Annotated in this window: 22 protein-coding genes; 16 read left to right on the forward strand and 6 right to left on the reverse strand. The window is 64.6% G+C overall.

Annotated elements, in window-relative coordinates; translation table 11 throughout:
- Positions 1-11 precede the first annotated feature (11 nt).
- The 4 genes from napA to SO139_RS16500 all read left to right on the forward strand — a co-directional run bounded on the left by napA (position 12) and on the right by SO139_RS16500 (position 4,958).
- On the forward strand, positions 12-2,516 hold the full coding sequence (napA, locus tag SO139_RS16485; protein WP_474798380.1) for a nitrate reductase catalytic subunit NapA: 2,505 nt from the start codon (positions 12-14) through the stop codon (positions 2,514-2,516).
- A 2-nt stretch (positions 2,517-2,518) separates the two neighbouring features.
- Positions 2,519-2,989 (forward strand): nitrate reductase cytochrome c-type subunit, encoded by a 471-nt coding sequence (locus SO139_RS16490; protein WP_449377932.1) that lies wholly within the window; start codon positions 2,519-2,521, stop codon positions 2,987-2,989.
- Positions 2,986-3,651 carry a NapC/NirT family cytochrome c gene (locus tag SO139_RS16495; protein WP_474798378.1) on the forward strand — a complete coding sequence of 222 codons (666 nt, stop codon included), beginning with the start codon at positions 2,986-2,988 and terminating at the stop codon, positions 3,649-3,651. Before SO139_RS16490 ends, SO139_RS16495 begins: the two co-directional genes overlap by 4 nt.
- Before the next feature lie 191 nt (positions 3,652-3,842).
- The gene (locus tag SO139_RS16500; RefSeq protein WP_449377930.1) at positions 3,843-4,958 is read left to right on the forward strand and encodes an ATP-dependent DNA helicase; all 1,116 of its coding nucleotides are present in this window, start codon (positions 3,843-3,845) and stop codon (positions 4,956-4,958) included.
- Positions 4,959-5,065: 107 nt separating this feature from the next.
- Here SO139_RS16500 and SO139_RS16505 read toward each other — a convergent pair whose 3' ends face one another.
- Positions 5,066-6,751 (reverse strand): caspase family protein, encoded by a 1,686-nt coding sequence (locus SO139_RS16505; protein WP_474798375.1) that lies wholly within the window; start codon positions 6,749-6,751, stop codon positions 5,066-5,068.
- A gap of 244 nt (positions 6,752-6,995) precedes the next feature.
- Between SO139_RS16505 and msrA the strand changes: the two genes are divergently transcribed.
- From msrA to SO139_RS16525, 4 genes are all read left to right on the forward strand, one after another.
- The gene (gene msrA / locus SO139_RS16510) at positions 6,996-7,706 is read left to right on the forward strand and encodes a peptide-methionine (S)-S-oxide reductase MsrA (protein ID WP_449377928.1); all 711 of its coding nucleotides are present in this window, start codon (positions 6,996-6,998) and stop codon (positions 7,704-7,706) included.
- 30 nt (positions 7,707-7,736) lie between these two features.
- Entirely contained in the window at positions 7,737-8,156 is a 420-nt protein-coding gene (gene msrB, locus SO139_RS16515; protein WP_449377927.1) for a peptide-methionine (R)-S-oxide reductase MsrB, read from the forward strand.
- A gap of 105 nt (positions 8,157-8,261) precedes the next feature.
- Positions 8,262-8,426, forward strand: a complete 165-nt coding sequence (locus SO139_RS16520) for a DUF3309 family protein (RefSeq protein WP_080586674.1) — start codon at positions 8,262-8,264, stop codon at positions 8,424-8,426.
- Between the two features lie 200 nt (positions 8,427-8,626).
- Complete coding sequence (locus tag SO139_RS16525) at positions 8,627-8,914, forward strand: hypothetical protein (RefSeq protein WP_449377926.1); 288 nt, start codon at positions 8,627-8,629, stop codon at positions 8,912-8,914.
- 63 nt (positions 8,915-8,977) lie between these two features.
- Here the strand turns inward: SO139_RS16525 and SO139_RS16530 are convergent, their stop codons facing one another.
- Entirely contained in the window at positions 8,978-9,517 is a 540-nt protein-coding gene (locus SO139_RS16530; RefSeq protein ID WP_474798372.1) for a DUF4112 domain-containing protein, read from the reverse strand.
- A 79-nt stretch (positions 9,518-9,596) separates the two neighbouring features.
- The gene (locus tag SO139_RS16535) at positions 9,597-10,022 is read right to left on the reverse strand and encodes a DUF5413 family protein (RefSeq protein ID WP_449377924.1); all 426 of its coding nucleotides are present in this window, start codon (positions 10,020-10,022) and stop codon (positions 9,597-9,599) included.
- 146 nt (positions 10,023-10,168) lie between these two features.
- Between SO139_RS16535 and SO139_RS16540 the strand changes: the two genes are divergently transcribed.
- The 4 genes from SO139_RS16540 (at position 10,169) to SO139_RS16555 (ending at position 12,692) form a co-directional block, all read left to right on the forward strand.
- A complete protein-coding gene (locus SO139_RS16540) occupies positions 10,169-10,411 on the forward strand; it encodes a hypothetical protein (protein WP_449377923.1) in 243 nt (80 codons plus the stop codon).
- 156 nt (positions 10,412-10,567) lie between these two features.
- Positions 10,568-10,774: a hypothetical protein gene (locus SO139_RS16545; protein ID WP_449377922.1), complete on the forward strand. Its 207-nt coding sequence runs from the start codon at positions 10,568-10,570 to the stop codon at positions 10,772-10,774.
- Positions 10,775-11,028: 254 nt separating this feature from the next.
- A complete protein-coding gene (locus SO139_RS16550; protein WP_449377921.1) occupies positions 11,029-11,301 on the forward strand; it encodes a hypothetical protein in 273 nt (90 codons plus the stop codon).
- A gap of 86 nt (positions 11,302-11,387) precedes the next feature.
- Positions 11,388-12,692 carry a Vgb family protein gene (locus tag SO139_RS16555; protein ID WP_449377920.1) on the forward strand — a complete coding sequence of 435 codons (1,305 nt, stop codon included), beginning with the start codon at positions 11,388-11,390 and terminating at the stop codon, positions 12,690-12,692.
- 132 nt (positions 12,693-12,824) lie between these two features.
- Here the strand turns inward: SO139_RS16555 and SO139_RS16560 are convergent, their stop codons facing one another.
- Positions 12,825-14,456 (reverse strand): hypothetical protein, encoded by a 1,632-nt coding sequence (locus SO139_RS16560; protein ID WP_449377919.1) that lies wholly within the window; start codon positions 14,454-14,456, stop codon positions 12,825-12,827.
- A 37-nt stretch (positions 14,457-14,493) separates the two neighbouring features.
- Positions 14,494-15,786, reverse strand: coding sequence for an adenylosuccinate synthase (locus SO139_RS16565; RefSeq protein ID WP_449377918.1), 1,293 nt, complete (start codon positions 15,784-15,786; stop codon positions 14,494-14,496).
- Positions 15,787-16,155: 369 nt separating this feature from the next.
- On the opposite strand from SO139_RS16565, the gene mgtA reads away from it, so the two are divergent.
- From mgtA to SO139_RS16580, 3 genes are all read left to right on the forward strand, one after another.
- Complete coding sequence (gene mgtA / locus SO139_RS16570; RefSeq protein ID WP_449377917.1) at positions 16,156-18,654, forward strand: magnesium-translocating P-type ATPase; 2,499 nt, start codon at positions 16,156-16,158, stop codon at positions 18,652-18,654.
- Between the two features lie 162 nt (positions 18,655-18,816).
- Positions 18,817-19,749 (forward strand): DMT family transporter, encoded by a 933-nt coding sequence (locus SO139_RS16575; RefSeq protein ID WP_498540230.1) that lies wholly within the window; start codon positions 18,817-18,819, stop codon positions 19,747-19,749.
- A 191-nt stretch (positions 19,750-19,940) separates the two neighbouring features.
- On the forward strand, positions 19,941-20,876 hold the full coding sequence (locus SO139_RS16580) for a DMT family transporter (protein WP_474798365.1): 936 nt from the start codon (positions 19,941-19,943) through the stop codon (positions 20,874-20,876).
- A gap of 305 nt (positions 20,877-21,181) precedes the next feature.
- On the opposite strand, the gene SO139_RS16585 is transcribed toward SO139_RS16580, so the two are convergent.
- Positions 21,182-22,867, reverse strand: coding sequence for a methyl-accepting chemotaxis protein (locus SO139_RS16585; protein WP_449377914.1), 1,686 nt, complete (start codon positions 22,865-22,867; stop codon positions 21,182-21,184).
- Positions 22,868-23,128: 261 nt separating this feature from the next.
- On the opposite strand from SO139_RS16585, the gene SO139_RS16590 reads away from it, so the two are divergent.
- A complete protein-coding gene (locus SO139_RS16590) occupies positions 23,129-24,172 on the forward strand; it encodes a C-terminal binding protein (RefSeq protein ID WP_449377913.1) in 1,044 nt (347 codons plus the stop codon).
- Positions 24,173-24,269: the final 97 nt, after the last annotated feature.

Here is a 24,269-nt window from a genome sequence, read left to right on the forward strand (position 1 = left end):
GGAGAACCGTTATGACCTCACCGAAGATCGACCGCCGCCAGATGCTGAAGCTGGAGGCCGCCGCGATCGCAGCGGCCGCCGCGGGCATGCCGGCGCCGGCGCTCGCCGCAAACCTCGTCACCGAGCGTGACGGCAGCGAATTGAAATGGGACAAGGCCGCCTGCCGCTTCTGCGGCACCGGCTGCTCCGTCATGGTCGCGACCAAGGACAACCGCGTGGTCGCCACCCACGGCGACATCAAGGCCGAGGTCAATCGCGGCCTCAACTGCGTCAAGGGCTACTTCCTCTCCAAGATCATGTACGGCCATGATCGCCTGACGCAGCCGATGCTGCGCAAGACGAACGGCAAATACGACAAGGACGGCGAGTTCACGCCCGTGTCGTGGGACGAAGCCTTCGACATCATGGCCGAGAAGTGGAAGGACGCGCTGAAGAAGCGCGGGCCCAGCGGCGTCGGCATGTTCGGCTCCGGGCAGTGGACGATCTGGGAAGGCTACGCGGCCTCGAAACTCTACAAGGCCGGCTTCCGAAGCAACAACATCGATCCCAATGCGCGCCACTGCATGGCTTCGGCGGTTGCCGGCATGATGCGCACCTTCGGCATCGACGAGCCGGCCGGTTGCTATGACGACATCGAGGCCACCGACGCCTTCGTGCTGTGGGGCTCCAACATGGCGGAAATGCACCCGATCCTGTGGACGCGGCTGACCGACCGCCGCCTCTCCGCACCACATGTCCGCGTCGCCGTGCTCTCGACCTTCGAGCACCGCTCGTTCGACCTTGCCGATATCGGCATGGTGTTCGTGCCGCAGACCGATCTCTACATCCTCAACGCGATCGCCAACCACATCATCAAGACCGGTCGCGTCAACAAGGATTTCGTCACTGCGCATACCATCTTCAGGCGCGGGCAGACCGACATTGGCTATGGCCTGCGGCCCGATCATCCCCTTCAGAAGAAGGCCACCGGCGCGGCGAAGGCCAACGACTCCACCGACATGAGCTACGAGGAGTTCGCAAAATTCGTGTCGGACTACACGCTGGAGAAAGCCGCAAAGATGTCCGGCGTGCCACTCAATCGGCTCGAGGCGCTCGCCGAGCTCTACGCCGATCCCAAGACCAAAGTGGTCTCGTTCTGGACCATGGGCTTCAACCAGCACACCCGCGGCGTCTGGGCCAACAATCTCGTCTACAACATTCACCTCTTGACCGGAAAGATCGCCTCGCCCGGCAACAGCCCGTTCTCGCTGACTGGCCAGCCATCAGCCTGCGGCACCGCACGCGAGGTCGGCACCTTCTCGCATCGCCTGCCGGCCGACATGGTCGTGACCAACAAGGAGCATCGCGACAAGACAGAGCACATCTGGCTCCTGCCCGAGGGTACCATCCCCGACAAGCCCGGCTATCACGCCGTGCTGCAGAGCCGGATGCTGAAAGACGGCCTGCTCAACGCCTACTGGGTGCAGGTCAACAACAACCTGCAAGCGGGACCCAACATCAATGAGGAAACCTATCCGGGCTTCCGCAACCCCGACAATTTCATCGTGGTCTCGGATGCCTACCCGACCGTGACGGCGCTCGCGGCCGACCTCATCCTGCCGACGGCGATGTGGGTTGAGAAGGAAGGCGCCTACGGCAACGCCGAGCGGCGCACGCAGTTCTGGCACCAGCTCGTCTCGGCTCCCGGCGAATCCAAATCCGATCTCTGGCAGCTCATGGAATTCTCCAAACGCTTCAAGATCGAGGAGGTCTGGCCCGAGGAGCTGATCGCCAAGAAGCAGGAATATCGCGGCAAGACGCTGTTCGACGTGCTGTACAAGAACGGGCAAGTCGACAAATTCCCGACCTCGGAGATCGAGGAGGGCTACGCCAACGACGAGTCCAAGGCGTTCGGCTTCTACGTGCAGAAGGGGTTGTTCGAGGAGTATGCCGCCTTCGGCCGCGGCCATGGTCACGACCTTGCGCCGTTCGAAAGCTATCACCGCGAGCGCGGCCTGCGCTGGCCCGTCGTCAACGGCCAGGAGACCAAATGGCGTTTCCGCGAGGGCAGCGATCCCTATGTGAAGCAGGGCACGGACGTGCAGTTCTACGGCTACCCCGACGGCAAGGCGCGCATCTTCGCGCTGCCTTTCGAGCCGGCGGCGGAGTCGCCGGACAATGACTATCCGTACTGGCTCTCGACCGGCCGCGTATTGGAGCACTGGCATTCCGGCACCATGACGCGCCGCGTGCCCGAGCTCTACAAGGCCTTCCCGGAGGCTGTCTGCTTCATGCATCCCGACGACGCGCAGGACGCAAAGCTGCGCCGCGGCGACGAAGTGAAGGTCGTGTCCCGCCGCGGTTACATCCGCGCCCGCGTCGAGACGCGTGGCCGCGACCGGCCGCCGCGCGGGCTGGTGTTCGTACCCTGGTTCGACGAGTCCAAGCTGATCAACAAGGTGACGCTGGACGCCACCGACCCGATCTCGCTGCAAACCGACTTCAAGAAATGCGCCGTGCGCATCGAGCGGGTGTGACCATGATGAAACGATCCGGTATCGTCCTTCTGGCGCTCGCCATTGCCGCGGGCGCGAGCTCGCTGACCGCGCAGACGGTGACCTCGGGCCTGCGCGGGCCGACCCCGCTCAACGACGAAGGGCCGGCGCCGCCGATGCTGCCGAACCGCAACACCTCCGAGAGGGAGGCACGCAACTATCCGGAGCAGCCGCCGGTGATCCCGCATTCGATCGACGGCTACCAGATCGACCTCAACAGCAACAAGTGCCTGTCCTGCCATGCGCGCTCGCGCACGGCGGAATCACAGGCACCGATGGTCTCGATCACGCACTTCATGGACCGTGACGGTCAGTTCCTGGCCTCGATCTCGCCTCGGCGCTTCTTCTGCACGGAATGCCACGTTCCACAGAACAGCGCCACGCCGCCTGTAAGCAACGACTTCACTGACATCGACACGCTGCTCTCGCGTTCAAGCCCGGGTGGCCGCAGATGACGACGACCACCGACGACCCCAATGTAGACCCCAATACAGATCCGAAGGCCAAACGCGGCTTTCTCGCCCGAAGCTGGGATTTCGCGCTCGAGCTGTGGGGCACGCTGACGCGGCCGAGCACGGTGTTCGCGTTGGGAACGCTGGTGCTCGCGGGCTTCGTGGCCGGCGTCATCTTCTGGGGCGGCTTCAACACCGCGCTGGAGCTGACCAACACCGAAAAATTCTGCACGGGCTGCCACGAGATGAAGGACAACGTCTACGCCGAGCTGAAATCGACCATTCACTTCAGCAACCGCTCCGGCGTGCGCGCCACCTGCCCGGACTGCCACGTCCCGCACAACTGGACCGACAAGATCGCGCGCAAGATGCAGGCCTCCAAGGAAGTCTGGGGCAAGATTTTCGGCACGATCGACACCCGCGAGAAATTCCTCGACCACCGGCTCGAGCTCGCGGCGCATGAATGGGCGCGCTTCAAGGCCAATGACTCCCTGGAATGCCGCAACTGCCACAGCGCCGATTCCATGGACATCACCAAGCAGTCGCCGCGGGCTTCCGTCGCGCATCAGCGCTTCCTGTTCACGGGCGAGAAGACCTGCATCGACTGCCACAAGGGCATCGCCCACCACCTGCCCGACATGCGCGGCGTTCCCGGCTGGCAATAGGGCAAAGCGCGATGTCATCGCGCTTTAGTTGTTGTTTGAGCATGATCTCCGCGCAAACGCGTTCCGCGTTTGTCGCGAGGGAAAACCGCTGCGCACTTTTCCGGATCATGCGCTGCCGCTTGAACCGGCGGGGGGAATGGTTAGTTTTGGGGACGGCGAATCGATCATTTTCGCCCTCACTCAATACGAAAATGCCGACATTTACCCCGCATCAGGACGCCGCCCTCAACGCCGTTGCCGACTGGCTCAAGGCAAAGCCCGGCCGCAACGGCACGCCGCCGATCTTCCGCCTGTTCGGCTTTGCCGGAACCGGCAAGACCACGCTGGCGCGGCACATCGCGGACGGTGTCGACGGCGAGGTCAAGTTTGCCGCCTTCACCGGCAAGGCGGCGCTCGTCATGCGCAACAAGGGTTGCGACAACGCCTCCACCATCCACTCGCTGATCTACCGCGCCCGAGAATCCGGCGAGGAGCAGCCGAGCTTCGAGCTGTGGGACGATGCGCCGGCCTCGAAGGCGAAGCTGATCGTGATCGACGAATGCTCGATGGTCGATGCCGAATTGGGCCGCGACCTGATGTCGTTCGATTGTCCCTTGCTGGTGCTCGGGGATCCCGCACAGTTGCCGCCGATCCAGGGCGGCGGCTTCTTCACCAATACCGAGCCCGACGCGATGCTGACCGAGGTACATCGCCAGGCGCAGGACGATCCGATCGTGCGGATGTCGATGGACATCCGCGAGGGCCGCGAGCTCGAAATCGGCCGCTATGGCGAGAGCGAGGTCGTCTCGCGCAAGGAGCTCGATCCTGACCGCGTCATGAGCGCCGACCAGGTCCTGGTCGGCCGCAACAACACCCGCCGCGCCTACAACATGCGCGTGCGCCAGCGCCAGAATATCGAGGACCAGTTTCCGGTCGCGGGCGACAAGCTTGTGTGCCTGCGCAACAACCGCAAGAAGGGCCTGTTCAACGGCGGCCTGTGGCGTGTGAAATCGCGCAACACCTCGCGCTCGAAGTCGCGCATCCTCAGCATGCGGCTGTCGCCAGACGAGGACTTCGGTCACAAGGTGACGAAGGTCTCGGTTCGCGCCGACTGCTTCGAGGGCGGGGTCGAGCAGATCGCCTGGGAGCAGCGCAAGCCCTATGACGAGTTCGACTACGGCTACGTGCTGACCGTGCACAAGTCGCAGGGCTCGCAATGGGACGACGTCGTGCTGTTCGACGAGAGCTTCGCGTTCCAGGACAGCCGCGCGAGGTGGCTGTACACGGGGATCACCAGGGCGGCGAAGAGACTGAGCGTGGTGGTGTGATCCAAGGGTGGGCAAAGGGCGAAGCGCCGTGCCCACCATCTATCCAATTTCGCGGAGAGATGGTGGGCACGCTTCGCTTTGCCCACCCTACGAAATCTGCGCTCCCATCACTTCCCCGCCACGAAGTAAAAATCCTCGCTGCCCGGCGGGGAGCCATAGGTGAAGGGTTGCTGCACGTGCTTGGTCTGGAGCCAGACGTCGTCGCGGACGATGTCGAACAGCTTGCGGACCTCGACATTCGGCTGCCGCACGTCGCGGGCGAGCGCGAGCGCGAACGGGCTGTCATTGCCATCGCCGTCCATCGCGGTCTCGCCATGCTTGGCGGCGTAGACCACCATGAAGCCAAGGGAAGGCTCGATGTTGGAAAATCCCTTGTCGACCAACTTGAGCGCCAGCGTGTGCTGCATGGTCGGCGCGAAGGGATTGTCGCGACAGGCGTCAAGGATCACGAGCCGCAGCTTGTGCGCGCCACCGACTGCCGCGATCACCTGCTCCAGCGCCACGGCTTCCGTCTCCGCGTCCTTGTCGACCGCGAGTCTTGCATCGACCGGCACGAGATAGTTGACGCCGCCGATCTCGAAGCCATGGCCGGCATAGTAGACCACGGCCCAATCCGCCTTCTCCGCATCCGCCGCGAAGCTGCGCAGCGTCTCGAAGAACTGGTCCCGGGAAAGATCAGTCGAAATCGTGACGGTCTGGAAGCCGACGTCGCGTAGCGCGCTGGCGATCAGCTTGGCGTCGCGCGGCGGATTGGAGAGCGCATGAACGTTGCGGTAGGCGCCGTTGCCGATCACCAGCGCCACCCGGCGCAGCGTCGAGCGCGTCGAAGGCGTCCTGGGTTCGAGCACGGCCAGGCGGCTCCGCGCGCCGGTGCGCGCCAGCGCGACGTCGATCTCGTCGAACGGGGTGAGCGCGAAGGCGGCAGCGCGGTAGTCGGCGCGCGCCTGCGCGAGATCCTGCTTGCGCTCGAACACCTGGCCGCGGCCGGCATGGGCGCGGACGTTGTTCGGATTCATCTCGAGGATGGCGTTGTAATCCTTCAGCGCGGAGTCGAGGTCGCCCTTGGCGACGTAGGCATCGGCGCGATTGGCGAGCGCATACTGGCTCTTCGGCTGCTTCTCCAAAATGCTGTTGCAATCGGCGAGCGCCTCGTCAAAGCGCCGCATCGCGGCAAAGGTCACGCAGCGATGGTTGGGAATCTGCAGCGCATTCGGATCGATCTTCTGCGCATCGGCAAAGTCGGCGAGCGCGCCGTCATAATTCTTCAAGAAGGTCCGCGTCCGCGCGCGGTTGGTGTGACCGACCAGCAGACTGGGCGTGTATTTGATCGCGAGGTTGAAATCGTCGAGCGCGCTCTGGAGCGCGCCCTTGCGCAAGTACAGCGTGCCGCGGTCATTATAGGCGCCGCCGTAGTTGGGGCGCTTCTGGAGGGCGAGATTGTAGTCGGCCATCGCCAGGTCGTCCTGGCCCTTGCGCTGGTGGGCCTGGGCCTGGCCGTCGAGCGCGACCATGTTGTCGGGATCGGCCTCGCGCGCCGCGGCGAACGCTTCGAGGGCATGGTCGAAGTCGCGCTTGTTCAGCAGTGAGAAGCCCCGCACGGTCAGCGCAACTGACTTGTCCTTCCCAGCCACGCGATCCGAGCTGAGCAGGTTTTCGCAGGCCGCGAACCGCGCCTGCAAGTCGAGCTTGCGCTCGCGGCAAGTCTCGAGATCATCGCCAAGCTGGGGGTCGGCCAGAACGGCTGGAGCAGATGACAGCAGGACGAGAAGGATTAGGGAAACAAAGCGCAGCATTTTCGTCGAACAAGCTCCAGCGCCACTGATTCTATGTCGGTACTTCAAGGGAGGGGTTCATGGCGGCCGGATTTTCCCCGTTCCGGCGACGCTAGCATGCCTTCTTCACGGGCTCGTGTCAGGCAGAGCGTAACATCCGGCCCGTCCGCCCGTATTTTGGGAAGGCCCGGATGCGGGACCTGGCGGGCTGTTCGCCCGGCCCCAACCACCCTAGACTGTCGCACCGACCGAACGAGGATCCGCCATGAGCCGCCCCACCTTCCACTCTCTTCCCGTCCTCGCCGTCACCGCCGCGCTGACGCTGGCCTTCGCCGCGCCCTCACGGGCTGCGGAAGATGCCGTGGTGATCCCCGCCCCCACTGTTGACGCTGCGGCCGCAAGCGGTATCCAGACCGCGGTTGTTGCCGGCGGATGCTTCTGGGGCGTGCAGGGCGTGTTCCAGCACACTGCCGGCGTCGTCAACGCGGTCTCCGGCTATGCCGGCGGCACCAAGGCGACGGCCGACTATCACACCGTCTCGTCGGGCACGACGGGGCACGCGGAGTCGGTCGAGATCAAATACGATCCGAAGAAGATCTCCTACGGCAAGATCCTCCAGATCTTCTTCTCGGTCGTGCACGATCCGACCCAGCTCAATCGCCAGGGTCCCGACACCGGCACGCAATATCGCTCGGCGATCTTCACCACCTCCGACGAGCAGAAGAAGATCGCGGACGCCTATGTCGCGCAGCTCAATGCGGCCAAGGTCTTCGGCAAGCCGATCGTGACCAAGATCGGCGCGCTGGAAGCATTCTACCCGGCGGAGGGCTATCACCAGGACTATCTGACGCTGCACCCAAACCAGCCCTACATCGCCTACAACGACATCCCGAAGGTCGAAAACCTGAAAAAGCTGTTCGGGGATAACTATATCGAGAAGCCGACGCTGGTCAGCGCCAGCAAGGTCACCAACTGATTGCAAAATCACCAGCTAAACGGGAGATCCATGCCCGACACCAAGACACCCACGAACGAAACCAAGGTCATCAAGAGCGAGGAGCAGTGGCGGCGCGAGCTCACGCCGATGCAGTATGCGGTACTCCGCGAAAAAGCGACCGAGCGTCCCTTCTCGGGCGAATACGAGCACGACCACCGCGCTGGCACTTACGTCTGCGCCGGCTGCGGCAACGTGTTGTTTGAGTCCGATGCCAAGTTCGATTCCGGCTGCGGCTGGCCAAGCTTCACGCAAGCCGCGGCCGAGAGCCATATCGACGAGGAGACGGACCAAAGCCACGGCATGATCCGCACCGAGGTGCTGTGCTCCAAATGCAGCGGCCATCTCGGCCATGTCTTCCCCGACGGCCCGGCGCCGACGGGCCTGCGCTACTGCATCAACTCGGCGGCGCTGAAGCTCAAGCCCAGATAATGGCAAGAGCCGGGTTCCAGCGTGGAACCCGGCGGCCGGCTGTGCTTTTCTCTTCTGACGGTGCGGCCGGAGGATGCATTCCGGAGGACCGCCAGGGAGGACGCCATGACCCTCGGAACCATTCTGATCATTCTCGTGATCATTTACCTGCTGGGCGGCATGTCCGGCCGGTTTGGTGGCTATGGCTATGGCATGGGCCATTCCGGCATGGGGATTGGCGGCGTGGTTCTGGTGGTGCTGATCGTGCTGCTGCTTCTTGGCAAGCTGTAAACCACATAAGGTATTGAATTAAATAGACTTATTTCCTTCGCGGGGCTGCCATGCGCGGATTCACGATCTCCGTTCGCAGGGGTCGCATTTCCGTCAAATCGGCTTATATTAGAGGGCGAAAAGGACATGGCCGCCTGGTTGCGGCCCTCGCTCACAAACCCCACACGCCGAAACCGAAGAAGATCACGAGGTCTTTGACCATGCGTCCACTGCGTCCGTTCAACTTCAACACCTCCGCCGAGCTTTTCCCCGCCGCGATCCGCAAGAAGAAGCGTGCGGGCTTCACCTATCGGCGGTTTGGCACCGCGGCTGAAGCCGTGCGCTTCGCGATCGAGGAATTGCCGACGGACTCGCTGAACGGCGCCTACCTGCAGGTCGAGGAAGCTCGCTTCGACCAGAACGGCATCCGCTCTCTCTATGAGAGCGAGTCGTTCCCGCTGCCGCGCCGCCGCAAGCCGGCCGCGAACACCGACGCCGACGCGGCGTAAGCTTTTTTCATCCTCCGATGCGCAATGAGCGCGGTAGCCGAAAGGTTACCGCGCTTTTCGCGTTTAACGCGGCTGCTTGTCCAGCCAGCGGCGCAACAGGCGGACGTTACGCATGTTGGCGCGGAACATGACGTCGAACGCATCGCCCGCGAATGGCACCATGCCGACCACGCCGTCGACCGCGACATTGCCGAGCATCCGCGCCGTAATGTACCAGGGCGCGCCCAGCGCGCGGGCCTCTCGCACCAGCCACAGCGAGATCGCCGTGGTGATGATGTCGCCGATGACGGGAATCAGGCCGATCAGACCGTCGATGCCGTAGCGGATATTGGTGCCGGGCATGATGAAGGCGACATCAAGCAGCTTTGCGATCGCCTCGAACCGCGCCAGCCGCTGCTCGCGCGTCAGCTTGCCGAAGGGATTGGCGCTACCGAACTCGAAACCGAATTCGCGAAAACCCTCTCCAAGCGTCTCGGGGCGGATCTCGCGGCCGTCCTGATCGATGATCGGCCCACGCGCCTCATCACCCGAGAAGGCCGCGCGCGAGGTCCTCCCCGAACGGGGACGGCGCGTTGCAAGAATATCGTCGTCAGACATCGTCATTGGTTGAGCGTCATCGCTTGAGGCAAACGCGCATGGCTCGCTTCGGTTGCTGCACCGCGCCCAAACGCCGCCCCTGCTTTCAGGTCGGCGCCGGAGCCGGTTGCGGCTCTTCGACATACTTATGCACGAGCCAGGACGAAATCACGCTCGGCACGAAACCGACGAGGCCGTAGAGAACCCATTGCACCGCGCCGGTGTCAGCCCCGCGCGAGCCATAGGTGATGGCGGCGAGGATGAACGCGAACAGGCCGACCAGCAGCATGCGCAGCACGGGCCCGATCCGCTTGACGTGAAACAGGATGTCGTCGACCGCACCGATCATCAACGACGGCAGGAAGCCGAACAGATAGCTGTATTGCAGGGTCTTGAAGAACACCACGAACAGCTTGCCGACCTCGCCCCAGTTGGTCTGGGTCCAATAGCCGGACTGGTAGGTCGTCGTCAGCAGCAGCAGGAATCCACCGACAAACGGACCCACCAGCGCAAAAACCAGATAGCGTTTCATCAAGCACCCCTCACCTTAAGTCCCGCCCGTTATAGCAGCGCCTCGAGAAGCTTGGATAGCCGGATGGGACGGCCGGGGAACAAGTGGCAGCCAGCCGGGTTCTGTGAACGGATCATGTGTGCCCTTTCACGAGATTGGATTTGGCCATGCGTTGGATGACCCTTTTCCTGGCGACGATCACGCTCACCGCATTCGGTCTCGCAAGCCTGCCCGCGCTCGCACAAGGCCATGCCGGAACCCCGGGGGAGCAGCAGGCCTGCTCGCGCGACGCCGAACGCCTGTGCCGCAAGGATCTCGGCAATGACGGCGCGGTCCAGTCCTGCCTCCAGGCCAACCGCGCCAGGCTGTCGCGTTCCTGCCGCAAGGTGTTCGAGAGCCACGGCATGTGAGGCGCTTGCGGCGCCCTCGAGCATGATCCGGACCCGAAGGGCCGCGTTAGCGCAAAGTGTGAAGCGGCTTTCCGGAAAGATCATGCGCAAACAATAACCTAAAGCGCGACGACCATTCATCCGGACCTCATCGCGCTTTGAGACGGAGATGCCACCATGCTGCGCGATGAACAACTCGCGATCCTCAAGGACATCAGCCAGTCCATCGCGTTCGCGGACGACCGCCATGGCGAGATCGAGGAACTCATCATCGAAGGCTACGTCATGAAGGACGGAGACCTGTTCGAGCTGACGCCCAAAGGTGTCACGGCGATCGAGGAGCGTGCTGCCGCTCTCGCCGATGCGCCCTCGACTAACGCGTGAGGCGACTGTTGCCGTGACGAACGCGCAACAATCGTGAAATCGTTCACGCGAACCATTGAAGCTTCGCGACATTCGCGCATAATCCGAATCGGGGCGGCGCAGCACTTTCGATTCGAAATCTCAAGCGTAATCGAGCAACCACACCGGGGGCATCTCCCCGCGTGCTGGATCTGACGTGCGGCAGCGCAAGCCGCGTGCGGCGCCTCCAATACACAAGCGGCCGACACCGCCAAAACCTTGGGGATGCATCTCACATGTTTAGTTACCGGATCGGGAAGATCGCCACTCTTGCCGCCATTGCCGCAACTGTCACCGTGCTTCACGTCACACCCTGCTTCGCCTTCTCCTCCGAGGCGCAACAGATGTGCACCGGCGACGCCATGCGATTGTGCGCCAACGAAATCCCCGACATCTCGCGGGTCACTGCCTGCATGGTCCGCAACAAGCACCATGTCAGCCCGGGCTGCCGCGCCGTGATGGACCGCGAGGCCGCTGCCGCGCGCAAGCGGGAAGCTGCCGCGAACTGATCCATCGCGCGCACTGCAAGTTGAGCGGCGTCCTGCCGTGATCGACGCTATGCTGCGGCCCGGCCAAGAGAGCTGGAGCAACAGACATGGCGAGGATTTTGGCGAGGTTTTTGGCGAGGATTTCGGCGAGGATCCTGATCGCGGGTGGCTGGCGGCAACCCCTTATCCCCGCGAGCACAGCCGCCCTGCTGGCACTGGCGCCTTGCGCGGCGCCCGCCCAGCAGGTCGGCATCAACCTTCCGGATGGCCCCGGTAAGAGCACCGTCGTCGGCATCTGCGGCTCCTGCCATGACATCAGCCGGCTCACGGCGGGCTACACGCCCGACGGCTGGCACACTGTGATCCGCATGATGCAGAATTTTGGCGCGCCGATCCCGCCCGAGGAAGTCGCCGGGATCACTGACTATCTCATCAAGAGCTTTCCCGAACGGCCGCGTCCCGCAGCAGTGCTGATCGCCGGCGACACGCAGATCGATATCAAGGAGTGGCCGGTCGCAACCGAAGGCTCGCGGCCGCACGATCCCCTCGCCGCCCACGACGGATCGGTGTGGTACTCGGGCCAACTGGCCAACGTGCTCGGCCGCCTCGATCCCGCCACCGGCGCGATCCGCGAATACAAGCTCAATCCGCAGACCGGCCCGCACGGGCTGAAGGAAGACAAGGACGGCAACATCTGGTTCACCGGCAATTTCGCCGGGTTGATCGGCAGGCTCGATCCAAGGACCGGCGACGTGAAGGAGTATCGGCTGCCGGATGCATCGGCCAGGGATCCGCACACGCTCGTCTTCGACCATGACGGCATCATCTGGTTCACCGTGCAGGCCGGCAACAAGGTCGGCCGCCTCGATCCCGCAAGCGGCGAGATCAAACTCGTCACGCCGCCGACGGCAAATGCGCGGCCCTACGGCATCGTGGTGAATGCGAAGAACACCGTCTGGTTCGTCGAGTTCGGCGCGCCGAAGATCGCGACCATCGATTCGAAGACCATGGAGATCCGCGAGTACCTGCTGCCGGATGCAGCCGCCCGGCCGCGCCGCCTCGCTGTCGGTTCCGACGATGCGATCTGGTATGTCGATTTCGCTCGCGGCTTTCTCGGCCGGCTCGATCCGGCGACGGGCTCGGTGAAGGAATGGGCTTCACCGAGCGGGCCAAAGTCACAGCCCTACGGCATCGTCTTCACCAAGGGCGCGATCTGGTACAGCGAGTCTGCTGCCAAACCCAACACCATCGTCCGCTTCGATCCCCAAAGCGAAAAATTCCAGAGCTGGGCGATCCCCGGCGGCGGCGACATCGTCCGCAACATGGACATCGACCGCAACGGCAACCCGGTGATGGCCAACAGTCTCGTCAACAAGGTCGGCGTGATCGAGGTGGGTGGAACCACACACTGATGTCGTCATTCACAGGCGCGACGAAAGTCGCGAACCCGGAATCCATCTCACCATTCAACGCGCTGCCAAATGGATTTCAGGACCTGCGCGCTTCGCGCGCATCCCGGAATGACGGCGGCAGGGATCGAAGACCTACTCTCCCCACGCCGCGAACGCGTCGTTGAAGGCGCGCTCACCGGGAGCGCCCTTCTCGATGGCGATGATGGCGCGGCGCTGGTTGGTGTAGACCAACGGCACGTCGAACCAGGAGCGCTCCTTCAGGAGCTGGACGTTGCGCGCGCGGTCGGCATCGACGTTGGAAAGCCCGACCAGGAAGAAGCCGTCGGTGACCTTGACGGCGAGGCCCGCGAGCGGCGTGCCGCGTGCCTGCTCGTTCGATTTCATCAGGATGCCAGGCACGTTGGCGACACCTCCACCGGGGAAGTCCGGCGGCAGGATGAAGGTCAGTTCCGCGGTGTGGCTCGCCGGCAGCGATGAATCGGTGTTCCTGCGGAACGACATCGTCATCTTGAACTTGCGGTCGGGGATTTCGATGTCGGCGCGCACGGCGACGTCAGCCTTCTGGTTGCCCGAGGCCTTGATCGGCTCGGTCCGCCAGACCACGGAGCCGACATATTGCTTGCCCTTGGGATCGGACGGATCCTCGTCATAGAGCACGACCTTCTGCGCCACTGGCGCGGCCGGCTGCTCGGTCGACGAGGGCTGGCCGACGCGATCCGGAATCTTCGGCTTTGGCGCCGGCTGCGACGCATCCTTCGGCGCCTCCACGACCTGCGTCTGGGACGGCTTGAACAGACCGCTCACGGTCTGCAACGCCTGCTTGCCCCAGAGGATGCCGGCGCCGACCAGGATCAGCACGATGCCGACGGCGATCGCGCTCTTGAACGGGAAGGCGGAGCCGGAGCGGCGCTTCTTGGTGTCGCGGTCGAGGACGGGGATGTGCGGGCGCGGTGCCGCCGGCCGGGGCGCATAGCGCTCAGCCTCCTCGATCGACTCGTCATAGGAATACGGGGCGTCCGGCGGCTCGCCGCCGCGGTTCTCCAGATTCGGCTCGAGCCGGTCGAACTCAGGCGAGGGCGACGGCACGTTGGCGTAGGTCCGGCGCGCCGCGCGGTTGGCCTGCGCCGCGGCACGGCCAAGGTCGTCGGCATCCGCGGTGATGTCGCGAAAGCCGCGGACGCCCGGCGCCTGCGGCGGCAGTGACGGTGGCGGTGGGGCGCCTTCAGGCGGACGGCGCGAGGCGGAACGATCGCGCGCTGCCGGCGGCTCCGGCATTGGCGGCGGAGGCGGTGCCTGCGGACGAGAAGGACGGGCCTGACGCTGGGCGTCGCGGTCCCCGAGCTCGTCCCCAACAAGCGGAGGTCGGTCGTTGCGCGACGGCGGCGGCGCGGGGGGACGCGCGGCGCGCGGGGCCGGCGACGAGGCCGAAGGCGGCGCGGCCGGTGGAGTGCCTTCGGTGGCGCGGGCGCTGGCCCGGCGGAAGGCATCGCCACTGCCACTGCCGCTGCCGGTGCGGGAGCCTCCGCCGGGACGCGCGGCCTCGCGGGCGCGCTGGGCGGCTTCCGATTCGACCTTGCGGACGGCCTCTTCGAGCGACAACCGTTCGCGGGTGATCTCGGATTCGGAGAGCGGCGGCTGCACGCTGCGGAGCTGCGCGATCAGCGCCGTGCGCGCCCGTTCATAGAGCGCGCGGCGGCTTTCGCCGGGAGCGTTAGGATCCAGGGCGGCAATAGCGCGGGCGATCAGCGGATAGTAATCAGCCATTTCAACTCAACTATGCGCCTGTCCCGGTAAGATATCGTTAAGCCTCAAACGGGTTTTGTACCAGAATAGTATCTTCACGTTCGGGGCTCGTGGAAAGAAGCGCGACCGGACAGCCCACCAGTTCCTCGATCCGGCGCACATATTTGATGGCCTGAGCCGGCAAATCCGCCCAGGAGCGGGCGTTCGCGGTCGGCTCCTTCCAGCCTTCGATGGTCTCGTAGATCGGCTCGACCCGGGCCTGCGCGCCCTCGCCGGCCGGGAAATGGTCGATCTCCTTGCCATCCAGCCGATAGCCGGTGCAGACCTCGATCGAATCGAAACCGTCGAGGATGTCGAGCTTGGTCAGCGCCAGCCCGTTGATGCCGCAGGTCCTGACCGCCTGGCGGACCAGCACGGCGTCGAACCAGCCGCAGCGGCGCGGACGGCCGGTGTTGGTGCCGAACTCGCGGCCACGCTCGCCGATCTTGCGGCCAATCTCGTTGTCCTGCTCGGTCGGGAACGGCCCCTGGCCGACGCGGGTCGTGTAGGCCTTGCACAGACCCAGCACATAGCCGACCGCGCCGGGCCCGAGGCCAGCGCCGGTCGCGGCCTGCGCCGCCACGGTGTTGGACGAGGTGACGTACGGATAGGTGCCATGGTCGACGTCGAGCAGCGCGCCCTGCGCACCCTCGAACAGCATGCGCTTGCCCTCGCGCCGCTTGATGTCGAGCAGCCGCCACACCGTCTCGGCATAGGGCAATAACTGCGGCGCCAGCGCGCTGAGCTCGGCAAGGATAACCTTGCCGTCGAACTCCGGCAGATTGAGACCGCGGCGCAATGCATTGTGGTGAGCAAGGAGTCGATCGATCTTGTGCGGCAGCGTGTCGAGATCGGCGAGGTCCATGAGGCGGATGGCACGGCGGCCGACCTTGTCCTCATAGGCGGGGCCGATGCCGCGGCGAGTGGTGCCGATCGCGGTCGCTGCATTGGAGGATTCGCGAAGCGCATCGAGCTCACGATGCAGCGGCAGGATCAGGGTGACGTTCTCGGCGACGCGCAGATTGTCCGGACTGACTGCGACGCCCTGCGACCTGAGCTTGGTGACCTCGTCGAGGAAGGCCTGCGGGTCGAACACCACGCCATTGCCGATCACCGACAGCTTCTGGTCGCGCAGCACGCCGGAGGGCAACAGCGCGAGCTTGTAGGTCTCGCCATTGATGACCAGCGTATGGCCGGCGTTATGGCCGCCCTGGAAACGGACGACGATGTCGGCCTGCTCCGACAACCAGTCGACGATCTTGCCCTTTCCCTCGTCGCCCCACTGGGCGCCGACGACGACAACATTGGCCATTCGCGGGTATTCCCTATGCAGATGTCTTTAAGTGGCATGATCCTAGCGGAAAACCGGTACCCACTTTTCCGGGATCATGCCGGCGCCCAGCCCAATCCACGGCCGGGGCCGCTCGCATGCGAGGCAGCCAACCGGATAACGGAAGCGGCCTCTCTAGGCAAGCAAGAACGGGGCCTTTTCGAGGCCTAACGCGCGATCCAAGCCTTTGATATACCCTTAAAATCCGGAAAGGTTCGGGACCGCGCAGGCAACCTTTGGAACCGTGGATTTGATACGCATCAACCACCTCGTTCGCCGGGTTGCCTAAGGGATGGCTGTCACCTCCACCCTTTACCTTCTGCGGGCCGCAAGACCCTTTTCGGACATGCCGTGACCGAACCCTCGGGAAACCAGGCCAGCCAGTTCTGGTGCCTTTCAGCCGACGCGCTCGCCGGGCAGCTCGGATGCGGCTTGCAGGGACTGACCACGCGTGATGCCACCGAGCGGCTCAGCCGCTTCGGCCGGAACAGCGACGCGCCGCCGCGGATCGAGGGCGCGTTGCGCGCGATCCTGCGGCGGCTCTTCGAGCCCTTGTCGCTGATCCTGCTGGTCGCCGGCATCATCTCGATGCTGACGGGGGACGACATCGGCGGACTCATCATCGTCCTGATCCTGACGCTGTCGATCGGGCTCGACACCGTCCAGGAAGGACATGCGGTCCGGGCCGCCGAAATCCTGCGCCGTTCGGTGGCGCTGAAGGCCGAGGTCAAGCGCGATGGCACGTTCTGCCAGATCGACGTCGAACAGGTGGTGCCCGGCGACATCCTGCGCATCCGCGCCGGCGACATCATTCCGGCGGACGCGCTGATCCTCGAGAGCACGGCGTTCACCGCCGGCGAAGCGGCGCTCACCGGCGAGCCCTACCCCGTGCAGAAGCGCGCCGGCGCCGCCGATGTCCCGGACGACACGTCCAATGCGCTGTTCCGCGGCGCGGTGGCGCAGACCGGCGAGGCGATCGCACTCGCGGTGCGCACCGGCCGCGACACGGTGTTCGGCGCTGCGGCCTCCGCACTTGCGGAAGCGCGGGCGCCCTCGCCGTTCGAGCGCGACTTGCGCGAATTCGGCCTCGTCATCGCGCGCGCGACGCTGGCGCTGGTGCTGGTCGTGCTGACCATCCGCGTGGTGTTCGGCCGCCCGGTGCTGGACTCGCTGCTGTTTGCGGTGGCGCTCGCGGTCGGGCTGACGCCGGAGCTGCTGCCGATGATCACCACGGTGACTCTGTCGCGCGGTGCGCTACGCATGGCCCGCCGCAAGGTGATCGTCAAACGCCTCGCGGCGATCCACGATCTCGGCGCCATGACGGTCCTGTGCACCGACAAGACAGGCACGCTGACTTCGGCCGAGATCACGCTTGCGCAGAGTCTCGACGCCAGCGGCAAGGAAGATGCGCGCGCTGCAAGGCTCGGCGCCATCGCGGCCGCGCTCGGCGGCGACCGCGGCTCGCTCGATGCGGCGCTGGTCGCAGGCTGCGCCGGCGCCACGCAGGGCTGGACACTCGCGGGCCGCCAGGCGTTCGATTTCTCGCGGCGGTTGGGATCGGTGCTGGCGAACGGCCCCGAAGGCGCCATGCTGATCGTCAAGGGCGCGCCGGAGGCCGTGCTCGAACTCTGCACGACCGACGACGACACACGTGCGGCGGCAATGGCGCGCGTGCGTCAGCTCGCGACCGAGGGCCTGCGCACCGTCGCCATTGCCTCGCGCCGGTGGACAGGCGCGATGCGCGAGGTCGAGACCGATGATGAGATCGATCTCACCTTCGAAGGCTTTTGCGCCTTCGCCGACCCGCCAAAGCCGACCGCTGCGGCCGCGATCGCCCGGCTCGCCGCCGGAGGCATCAAGCTCAAGATCCTCTCGGGCGATGATCCCGTGGTGGTGAAGCGGCTCGCGGGCCTCGTCGGGCTGAACGCCGAGCGCGTGCTCTCAGGGCCTGATATCGCCGAACTCGGCGACGAGGCGCTGGCGGTTCGGGTGCAATCCGCCGACGCCTTCGGGCGGCTCGCGCCGGACCAGAAGTCGCGCATCGTGAAGGCGCTGCAAACAGGCGGCGAAGTCGTCGGCTTCCTCGGCGACGGCATCAACGACGCACCGGCGCTGAAGGTCGCCGATATAGGACTCTCGGTCGAAGGCGCCACCGGCGTGGCGCAGGCCGCAGCCGACATGATCCTCCTTGCCTCGGATCTCGAAGTCGTCGCCGATGGCGTCGAGGAGGGCCGGCGCACCTTCGCAAACATTCTCAAATATGTCCGCATGGGCGCGAGCTCGAATTTCGGCAACATGCTGTCGATGGCGATCGCCTCCATCGCGCTGCCATTCCTGCCGATGCTGCCGACGCAGATCCTGCTCAACAACCTGCTCTACGATCTCTCCGAGCTCGGCATCCCCTTCGACCGCGTCTCGGCGCAGGCAACCGCCCAGCCGCAGGTATGGAGCATGTCGCGCCTCGTGCGCTTCGCCGCGATCATGGGACCGCTGTCGTCGGTGTTCGATTTCCTGACCTTTGGCGCCCTGCTGTTCCTGTTCAACGCCACGCCGGACGAATTCCGCACCGCCTGGTTCGTCGAATCCATGGCGACGCAGATTCTCGTGATCTTCATCATCCGCACCAATGGACGTCCCTGGCATAACTGGCCCGATCCCGTGCTGTCGGTCTCCTCGTTGATCGCCCTCATGGTCGCGATGATCGTGCCGCTTACGCCGGTCGGCGCCTGGTTCGGCTTCGTCGCTCCGCCGCCGCTGATGCTGGCCGGCATCGCGGCCCTGGTCGTCGTCTATCTCGGCTGTGCCGAGTTGTTGAAGCCGCTTGCGATCCGCACCAAGCAGAAGACTTGAAGACAGGGTTCCCGTCGCATTGGACGGGCGCATGGACGCGATGCGTCGCGCGCCATTGATATCAGGCCGATTTCCGTGTCTGTGGACACGCCGGGTTTGAGCCGGCCCGGCCGCCGCCGGGCTGGGCGGCTCGGTGCATGAACCGGGGCCATAACAATCACGATGTCCGCCGCCGACCAGACCACGCGCCTTGCCGCACCGGGGCAGCACTGGATCGCCAACCAGCCTTATCTCCTGCTCAGCATCACCGCGCTGTGCTGGGCCGGCAATGCCGTCGTCGGGCGGCTCGCCGCTGGCCACATCCCGCCGGTGACACTGTCCTTCCTGCGCTGGTCCTTCGCGTTCCTGCTGGTGCTGCCATTCGCCTGGAAGCATCTGATCAAGGACTGGCCGGCAATCCGCAGCAAGCTCTACCTGATGATCGTGCTGTCGATCACCGGCATCGGCGCCTTCAACACGCTGCAATATTGGGCGCTCGAACATACCCAGGCGCTGAACACGCTGCTCCTGCAATCGGCCGCGCCGCTGATCGTCGCGCTGTGGTCGCTGATCATCCTGGGCGTCCGGCTGACCGCGGCGCAGGCGTTCGGCGTGCTGCTCTCGCTTTGCGGTGTGCTGACCATCCTCTTGCACGGCGATTTCACCACGCTCTCCAACATCGAGTTCAACAAGGGCGATTTGATCTTCATGGTCGCGCTGGTGATCTTCGCGCTCTACTCGGTGCTGACCCTGAAGCGGCCAGCGATCCACGGCCTGTCGTTCCTCGCCTTCACCTTCGGCTGCGGCGCGGCGTGCCTCGTTCCGCTGGAGATCTGGGAGTTATCGGCCCGCCCGGTGATGAAGCTCGATCTGCCGAACGTTCTGACGCTGGTCTATGTTGCGGTGTTTCCCTCGACGCTTGCCTATCTCTGCTTCAACCGCGGTGTCGCGCTGATTGGCGCCAACCGCGCCGCACCGTTCTTCCATGTTGTGCCGGTGTTCGGCTCGATCATGGCGATGATCTTTCTCGGTGAGTTGCCGCAGGCCTTCCATTTCGTCGGCTTTGCGCTGGTACTGTCGGGCGTGTTCGTCGCCTCGCGCAAGCAGGCGACCTGAACGGCGCATTCATCCGAGCGCGCCGCACCCATCCGTTCTCCCCCTTGTAAGCGGAAACGATGAGATCGCGCGCCGATGTTCAACATATTGACCGTCAAAGCAGCCTGCCTGATCTCCGTTGCATTGTAGCATTGCGGCGGTGGGACTTGTGGCGCAGCCGCGATCCGGCGCAAGCTTCCTCACGAAAACCAATGACGATCGCTTCGCCCGCGCCACCGGCCTCGAATCCGGCCGGCTGGCTCAACAACCAACCCTATCTGCTCCTGAGCCTGAGCTCGCTGTTCTGGGCCGGCAACATCGTGCTCGCACGCCATGTCGGCGCGCATGTGCCGCCGCTCACGCTGACCACGATCCGCTGGTTCGGGGTCTTCCTCATCCTGTTGCCGTTTTCGTGGCCGTATCTGAGGTGCGACTGGAAGGCATTGCGCGCGCATCTGCCGCTGATGCTGTTCCTGTCGCTGGTCGGCTTCGCCTTCAACAACGCGATCTCGTTCTGGGCCCTGCAATATACCGAGGCGCTGAACGCGCTGCTGATCCAGTCGGCCGGACCTTTGTTCGTGGCACTATGGTCGCTGGTGCTGTTCGGCGTCCGCCTGACGGCTGCGCAATTCGCCGGCATCGCGATCTCGCTGCTCGGCGTCCTCATCATCATCCTGCGTGGCGATCTCGCAGCGCTTGCCGGCATCAGCTTCAACCGGGGCGACATCATGTTCGCCTCCTCGCTGGTGGCGTTCGGGCTCTATTCCGCCTTCATCCCGCGCCGGCCAAAAATCCATCAACTCTCCTTCCTCTCCTTCACCACCTGCTGCGGGGCGATGATGCTGCTGCCGGCCGCGGTGTGGGAATTTTCCGCGGGCAACGTCTTGAAGCCCGACGCAACGACGCTAGCGACATTGGCCTACATCCTGATTTTCCCCTCGACCCTTGCCTATCTCTTCTTCAACCGCGGCGTGGCGCTGATCGGACCGAACCGGGCCGCACCGTTCTTTCATCTGGTGCCGGTGTTCGGCTCGGCGATGGCGATCCTCCTGCTCGGCGAGCGGCTGCAACTTTTCCATCTCGTCGGCTACGCGCTGGTGCTCGCCGGCGTCGTGATCGCATCGCGGCAGGGCTCGGCGTCGCAATGATTCTGCGCTGCTGGCGCGAGCGCGCCAAGCAGTAAGGGGCCACCTAGGAGGCTGTCATCGCCCGCGAAAGCGAAAGCGGGCGATCCAGTATTCCAGAGGCAGCGCAGCTTGAACCGAGAAGCCGCGGCGTACTGGATGCCCCGCCTTCGCGAGGGCATGACAGCAGTGCTAGAGCTGCCACGCGTGGCGGCGCCGTAGGGTGGGCAAAGCGAAGCGTGCCCACCGCAGAGTCACCACGACTTCAAAAGAAAAGGTGGGCACGGCGCTCACGCGCCTTTGCCCACCCTACGAATTCATCGCGGATGTTACGCCGCCCGCACCTTGGCGAGGAAGCCATCGACGGCGCTTCGCAGTGCGCCGGACTGGTTGTCGAGCTCGCGTGCGTTCGACAGCACGTCGGAGGCTGCGGTACCCGTCGCCTCGGCCGCCGAGGTCACGCTGCCGATATGGGCGTTGATTTCGCTGGAGCCGGCTGCGACCGACTGGATGTTGCGGGCGATCTCGCGCGTCGCCTCGCCCTGCTGCTCGATCGACGCGGAAATTCCTGCGGTGATCTCGCTCATCTCGGCGATCGTCTGGGTGATGCCGGCGATCGCGGCGACCGCGTCGCTGGTCGAGGTCTGCATCGCCGCGACCTGGGCGGAGATTTCCTCGGTCGCCTTCGCGGTCTGGTTGGCGAGCGCCTTGACCTCGGAGGCGACGACCGCGAAGCCGCGACCGGATTCGCCGGCGCGCGCCGCCTCGATGGTCGCGTTGAGCGCGAGCAGATTGGTCTGCGCCGCGATCGAGTGGATGAGCTTGACGACCTCGCCGATCTTCTCGGCACCGGAGGACAGCACCTGCACGGTGGTGTTGGTACGCTCGGCATCGCTGACCGCCCTGCTCGCGACCTCGGTGGAGCGCGTCACCTGACGCGAGATCTCGGTGACCGAGCTCGACAGCTCTTCGGCGGCGGCCGCAACCGTGCCGACATTGCCGGATGCCCTTTGCGAGGCGGCGCCGACGGTGGCCGCGCGCGCGCTGGCATCGCTCGCGGTCGCGGTCATCGACCGCGCCGTGGTCTGCATGCCGGCAGCAGCCGAAGAAACCGAACGCACGATACCGTTCACGCTGCGCTCGAAATCGCTGGCGATGCCTTCCATCGCGCTGCGACGTTCTGTAGCGGCGCTTTCCTTTGCAAGCGCCTCGGTCTTCTCGAGATCGCGGATGCGGATCGCATTGTCCTTGAATATCTGAACGGTCGAGGCCATCGCACCGACCTCGTCGCCACGACCGACGCCGGGGATATCGCCCTCGAGCTTGCCGTCCGCGAGTTCGCTCATGCGCGTACCGAGCCTGTTCAGCGGCAGGCTGATGCTACGGCCGAGCAGCCAGGCAACGCTGCCGGCGACAATGACGATGCCGAGCATAGAGAGCCCGAGCAACCAGTAGACCGGGCCCATCTTCTCATCGATGTCGTCGAGGTAGGCGCCGGTCCCGAGATACATGTCGAAGCCGGGAACGGCGACGGCATAGCCGAGCTTGCGGATCGGTTTCTCCTGGCCAGGCTTCACGTATTCGTAGAAGAGCAGGATCTCGCCATTGGCCTTGACGCCGTCCATCAACTCTTTCGACAGCTTGCGGCCGTTGGTCTCGACCTCCATGCGATTGGTGCCGACCTGCTTGGGATCAGGCGCAAGCTGCGTGATGCCGTCAGAGGTCGTGCCAAACAGGTAGCCAGAGCCCTTGTCGTAGGTCATCGCATTGCCGTAACGGCGGAGTTCCGCCAATGCGGCATCCCTGGTCATCTCTCCGGCATTCACTCGCTTCATCAACGCGGCAGCATAGTTCCGGGCCATGTCGACGATCGCCTTGGTCTGGTCGATGCGCGCGCTCACCATATCGCGCTTCATCAGATATCCGGCCAGAACCCCGGAGATGCAGAGCCCCAACAGGGTGACGCCGACAACAATGCCGAGCTTGGGGGCGATCTTCAGATTGCTCAACTTCACGAGGCGGCTCCGGCGGACAAGAGGAAACGGCACGCGGGTGGATCGATCGAATTTGAATCAACTTTTAGTGTGGGACCCATTAGCAACTTGTTACGATGCCTCCGTAGAAGTCCGCAGAGGAGGCCAAAAACCCGCAAACGCCGCAGCTTTCGACAACCGACGATTGTACGCGCCAAGCTCGATTTCGCGTAAAAGACGCAAGGACCCGGCGCCAAGGCCGGATCAGACAACAAGAACCGACAAACCAAATCGGAGCAGGAAATGCCGAAATTCAGGGTGGTGACGCCGAAGGGCGCGAGCTTCACGGTGGCGGGAAGCGACTATTCCCTCGAGCGGGAGGCGCTCGATCCGATCGATGCGGAGATCGTCGAGGCGCCGGCCAACGAGGCCGAGTTCATCGCCGCAGCCCGCAACGCCGATGCGATCTACGCCAAGGGCATCCCGATCACCAAAGCCATCATCGACGCGCTGGAAAACTGCAAGGCGATCACGCTCGGCTCCGTCGGCGTCGACAGCGTCGACGTAAAGGCAGCAACTGCCCGCGGCATTCCCGTGACCAACATCCCCGATACCTTCATCGAGGAGGTCGCCGACCACGCCATGATGCTGCTGCTTGCGGGCTTCCGCCGCCTGGTCGAGCAGGACCGGATGGTGCGCGAGGGGCGTTGGGCCGAAGGCCGGCCGGCGCTGTTGAAAATTCCGCGGCTGATGGGCCAGACGCTCGGCTTCATCTCCTTCGGCCGCGTCGCACGCGCGGTTGCCAAGCGCGCCGCACCCTTCGGCCTGCGGATGATGGCCTTTGATCCCTTCATCCAGGAAACGCTGATGTACGATCACGGCGTGATGCCGGCGACGCTGAACGAGGTGCTGGCGCAATCGGACTTCGTCTCGATGCACGCGCCGGCCCGGCCGGAGGTCCACCACATGCTGACCGAGAAGCATTTCCGGCAAATGAAGAAGGGCTCGATCTTCATCAACACCGGGCGCGGCGCCACCGTGGACGAGCAGAGCCTGATCAAGGCCCTGCAGGAAGGCTGGATCGCGCATGCCGCGCTCGACGTGCTGGAGAAGGAACCGCCGTCGCACAACAACCCACTGCTCGGCATGGAGAACGTGACCCTGACCGCGCACGTTGCATCGGCTTCGGCACGGTTTGACGAAGCGCGCAAGCGGCGCGTGGGCTACGAATTGTCACTGGTGCTTCAGGGGATGTGGCCGGTAAGCTGCGTCAATCCGTCGGTGCTGCAGAACACGGCGCTGCGACGCTGGCAACCCTTCAGCATGGATCGCGGTCCGAACAGCTAAGCCTGCGATGCACCTTCGGATGAATGGAGACCGGTTCGCGTGAAAGAATAAGCCACATGGAAGACCCTTCACCGGCGATCAACGCCGGGAAGGGACA

It is taken from the genome of Bradyrhizobium sp. UFLA05-89 (assembly GCF_059803475.1).

Coding starts and splice junctions, on each gene's coding strand:
- SO139_RS16590 (WP_449377913.1), top strand. CDS start 23,129: ATGCCGAAATTCAGGGTGGTGACGCCGAAGGGCGCGAGCTTCACGGTG.
- SO139_RS16535 (WP_449377924.1), bottom strand. CDS start 10,022: ATGAAACGCTATCTGGTTTTTGCGCTGGTGGGTCCGTTTGTCGGTGGA.
- SO139_RS16565 (WP_449377918.1), bottom strand. CDS start 15,786: ATGGCCAATGTTGTCGTCGTCGGCGCCCAGTGGGGCGACGAGGGAAAG.
- SO139_RS16530 (WP_474798372.1), bottom strand. CDS start 9,517: ATGACGATGTCTGACGACGATATTCTTGCAACGCGCCGTCCCCGTTCG.
- msrB (WP_449377927.1), top strand. CDS start 7,737: ATGCCCGACACCAAGACACCCACGAACGAAACCAAGGTCATCAAGAGC.
- SO139_RS16540 (WP_449377923.1), top strand. CDS start 10,169: ATGCGTTGGATGACCCTTTTCCTGGCGACGATCACGCTCACCGCATTC.
- SO139_RS16490 (WP_449377932.1), top strand. CDS start 2,519: ATGATGAAACGATCCGGTATCGTCCTTCTGGCGCTCGCCATTGCCGCG.
- napA (WP_474798380.1), top strand. CDS start 12: ATGACCTCACCGAAGATCGACCGCCGCCAGATGCTGAAGCTGGAGGCC.
- SO139_RS16495 (WP_474798378.1), top strand. CDS start 2,986: ATGACGACGACCACCGACGACCCCAATGTAGACCCCAATACAGATCCG.
- SO139_RS16545 (WP_449377922.1), top strand. CDS start 10,568: ATGCTGCGCGATGAACAACTCGCGATCCTCAAGGACATCAGCCAGTCC.
- SO139_RS16555 (WP_449377920.1), top strand. CDS start 11,388: ATGGCGAGGATTTTGGCGAGGTTTTTGGCGAGGATTTCGGCGAGGATC.
- SO139_RS16560 (WP_449377919.1), bottom strand. CDS start 14,456: ATGGCTGATTACTATCCGCTGATCGCCCGCGCTATTGCCGCCCTGGAT.
- SO139_RS16550 (WP_449377921.1), top strand. CDS start 11,029: ATGTTTAGTTACCGGATCGGGAAGATCGCCACTCTTGCCGCCATTGCC.
- SO139_RS16575 (WP_498540230.1), top strand. CDS start 18,817: ATGTCCGCCGCCGACCAGACCACGCGCCTTGCCGCACCGGGGCAGCAC.
- msrA (WP_449377928.1), top strand. CDS start 6,996: ATGAGCCGCCCCACCTTCCACTCTCTTCCCGTCCTCGCCGTCACCGCC.
- SO139_RS16505 (WP_474798375.1), bottom strand. CDS start 6,751: ATGCTGCGCTTTGTTTCCCTAATCCTTCTCGTCCTGCTGTCATCTGCT.
- SO139_RS16520 (WP_080586674.1), top strand. CDS start 8,262: ATGACCCTCGGAACCATTCTGATCATTCTCGTGATCATTTACCTGCTG.
- SO139_RS16525 (WP_449377926.1), top strand. CDS start 8,627: ATGCGTCCACTGCGTCCGTTCAACTTCAACACCTCCGCCGAGCTTTTC.
- SO139_RS16580 (WP_474798365.1), top strand. CDS start 19,941: ATGACGATCGCTTCGCCCGCGCCACCGGCCTCGAATCCGGCCGGCTGG.
- SO139_RS16500 (WP_449377930.1), top strand. CDS start 3,843: ATGCCGACATTTACCCCGCATCAGGACGCCGCCCTCAACGCCGTTGCC.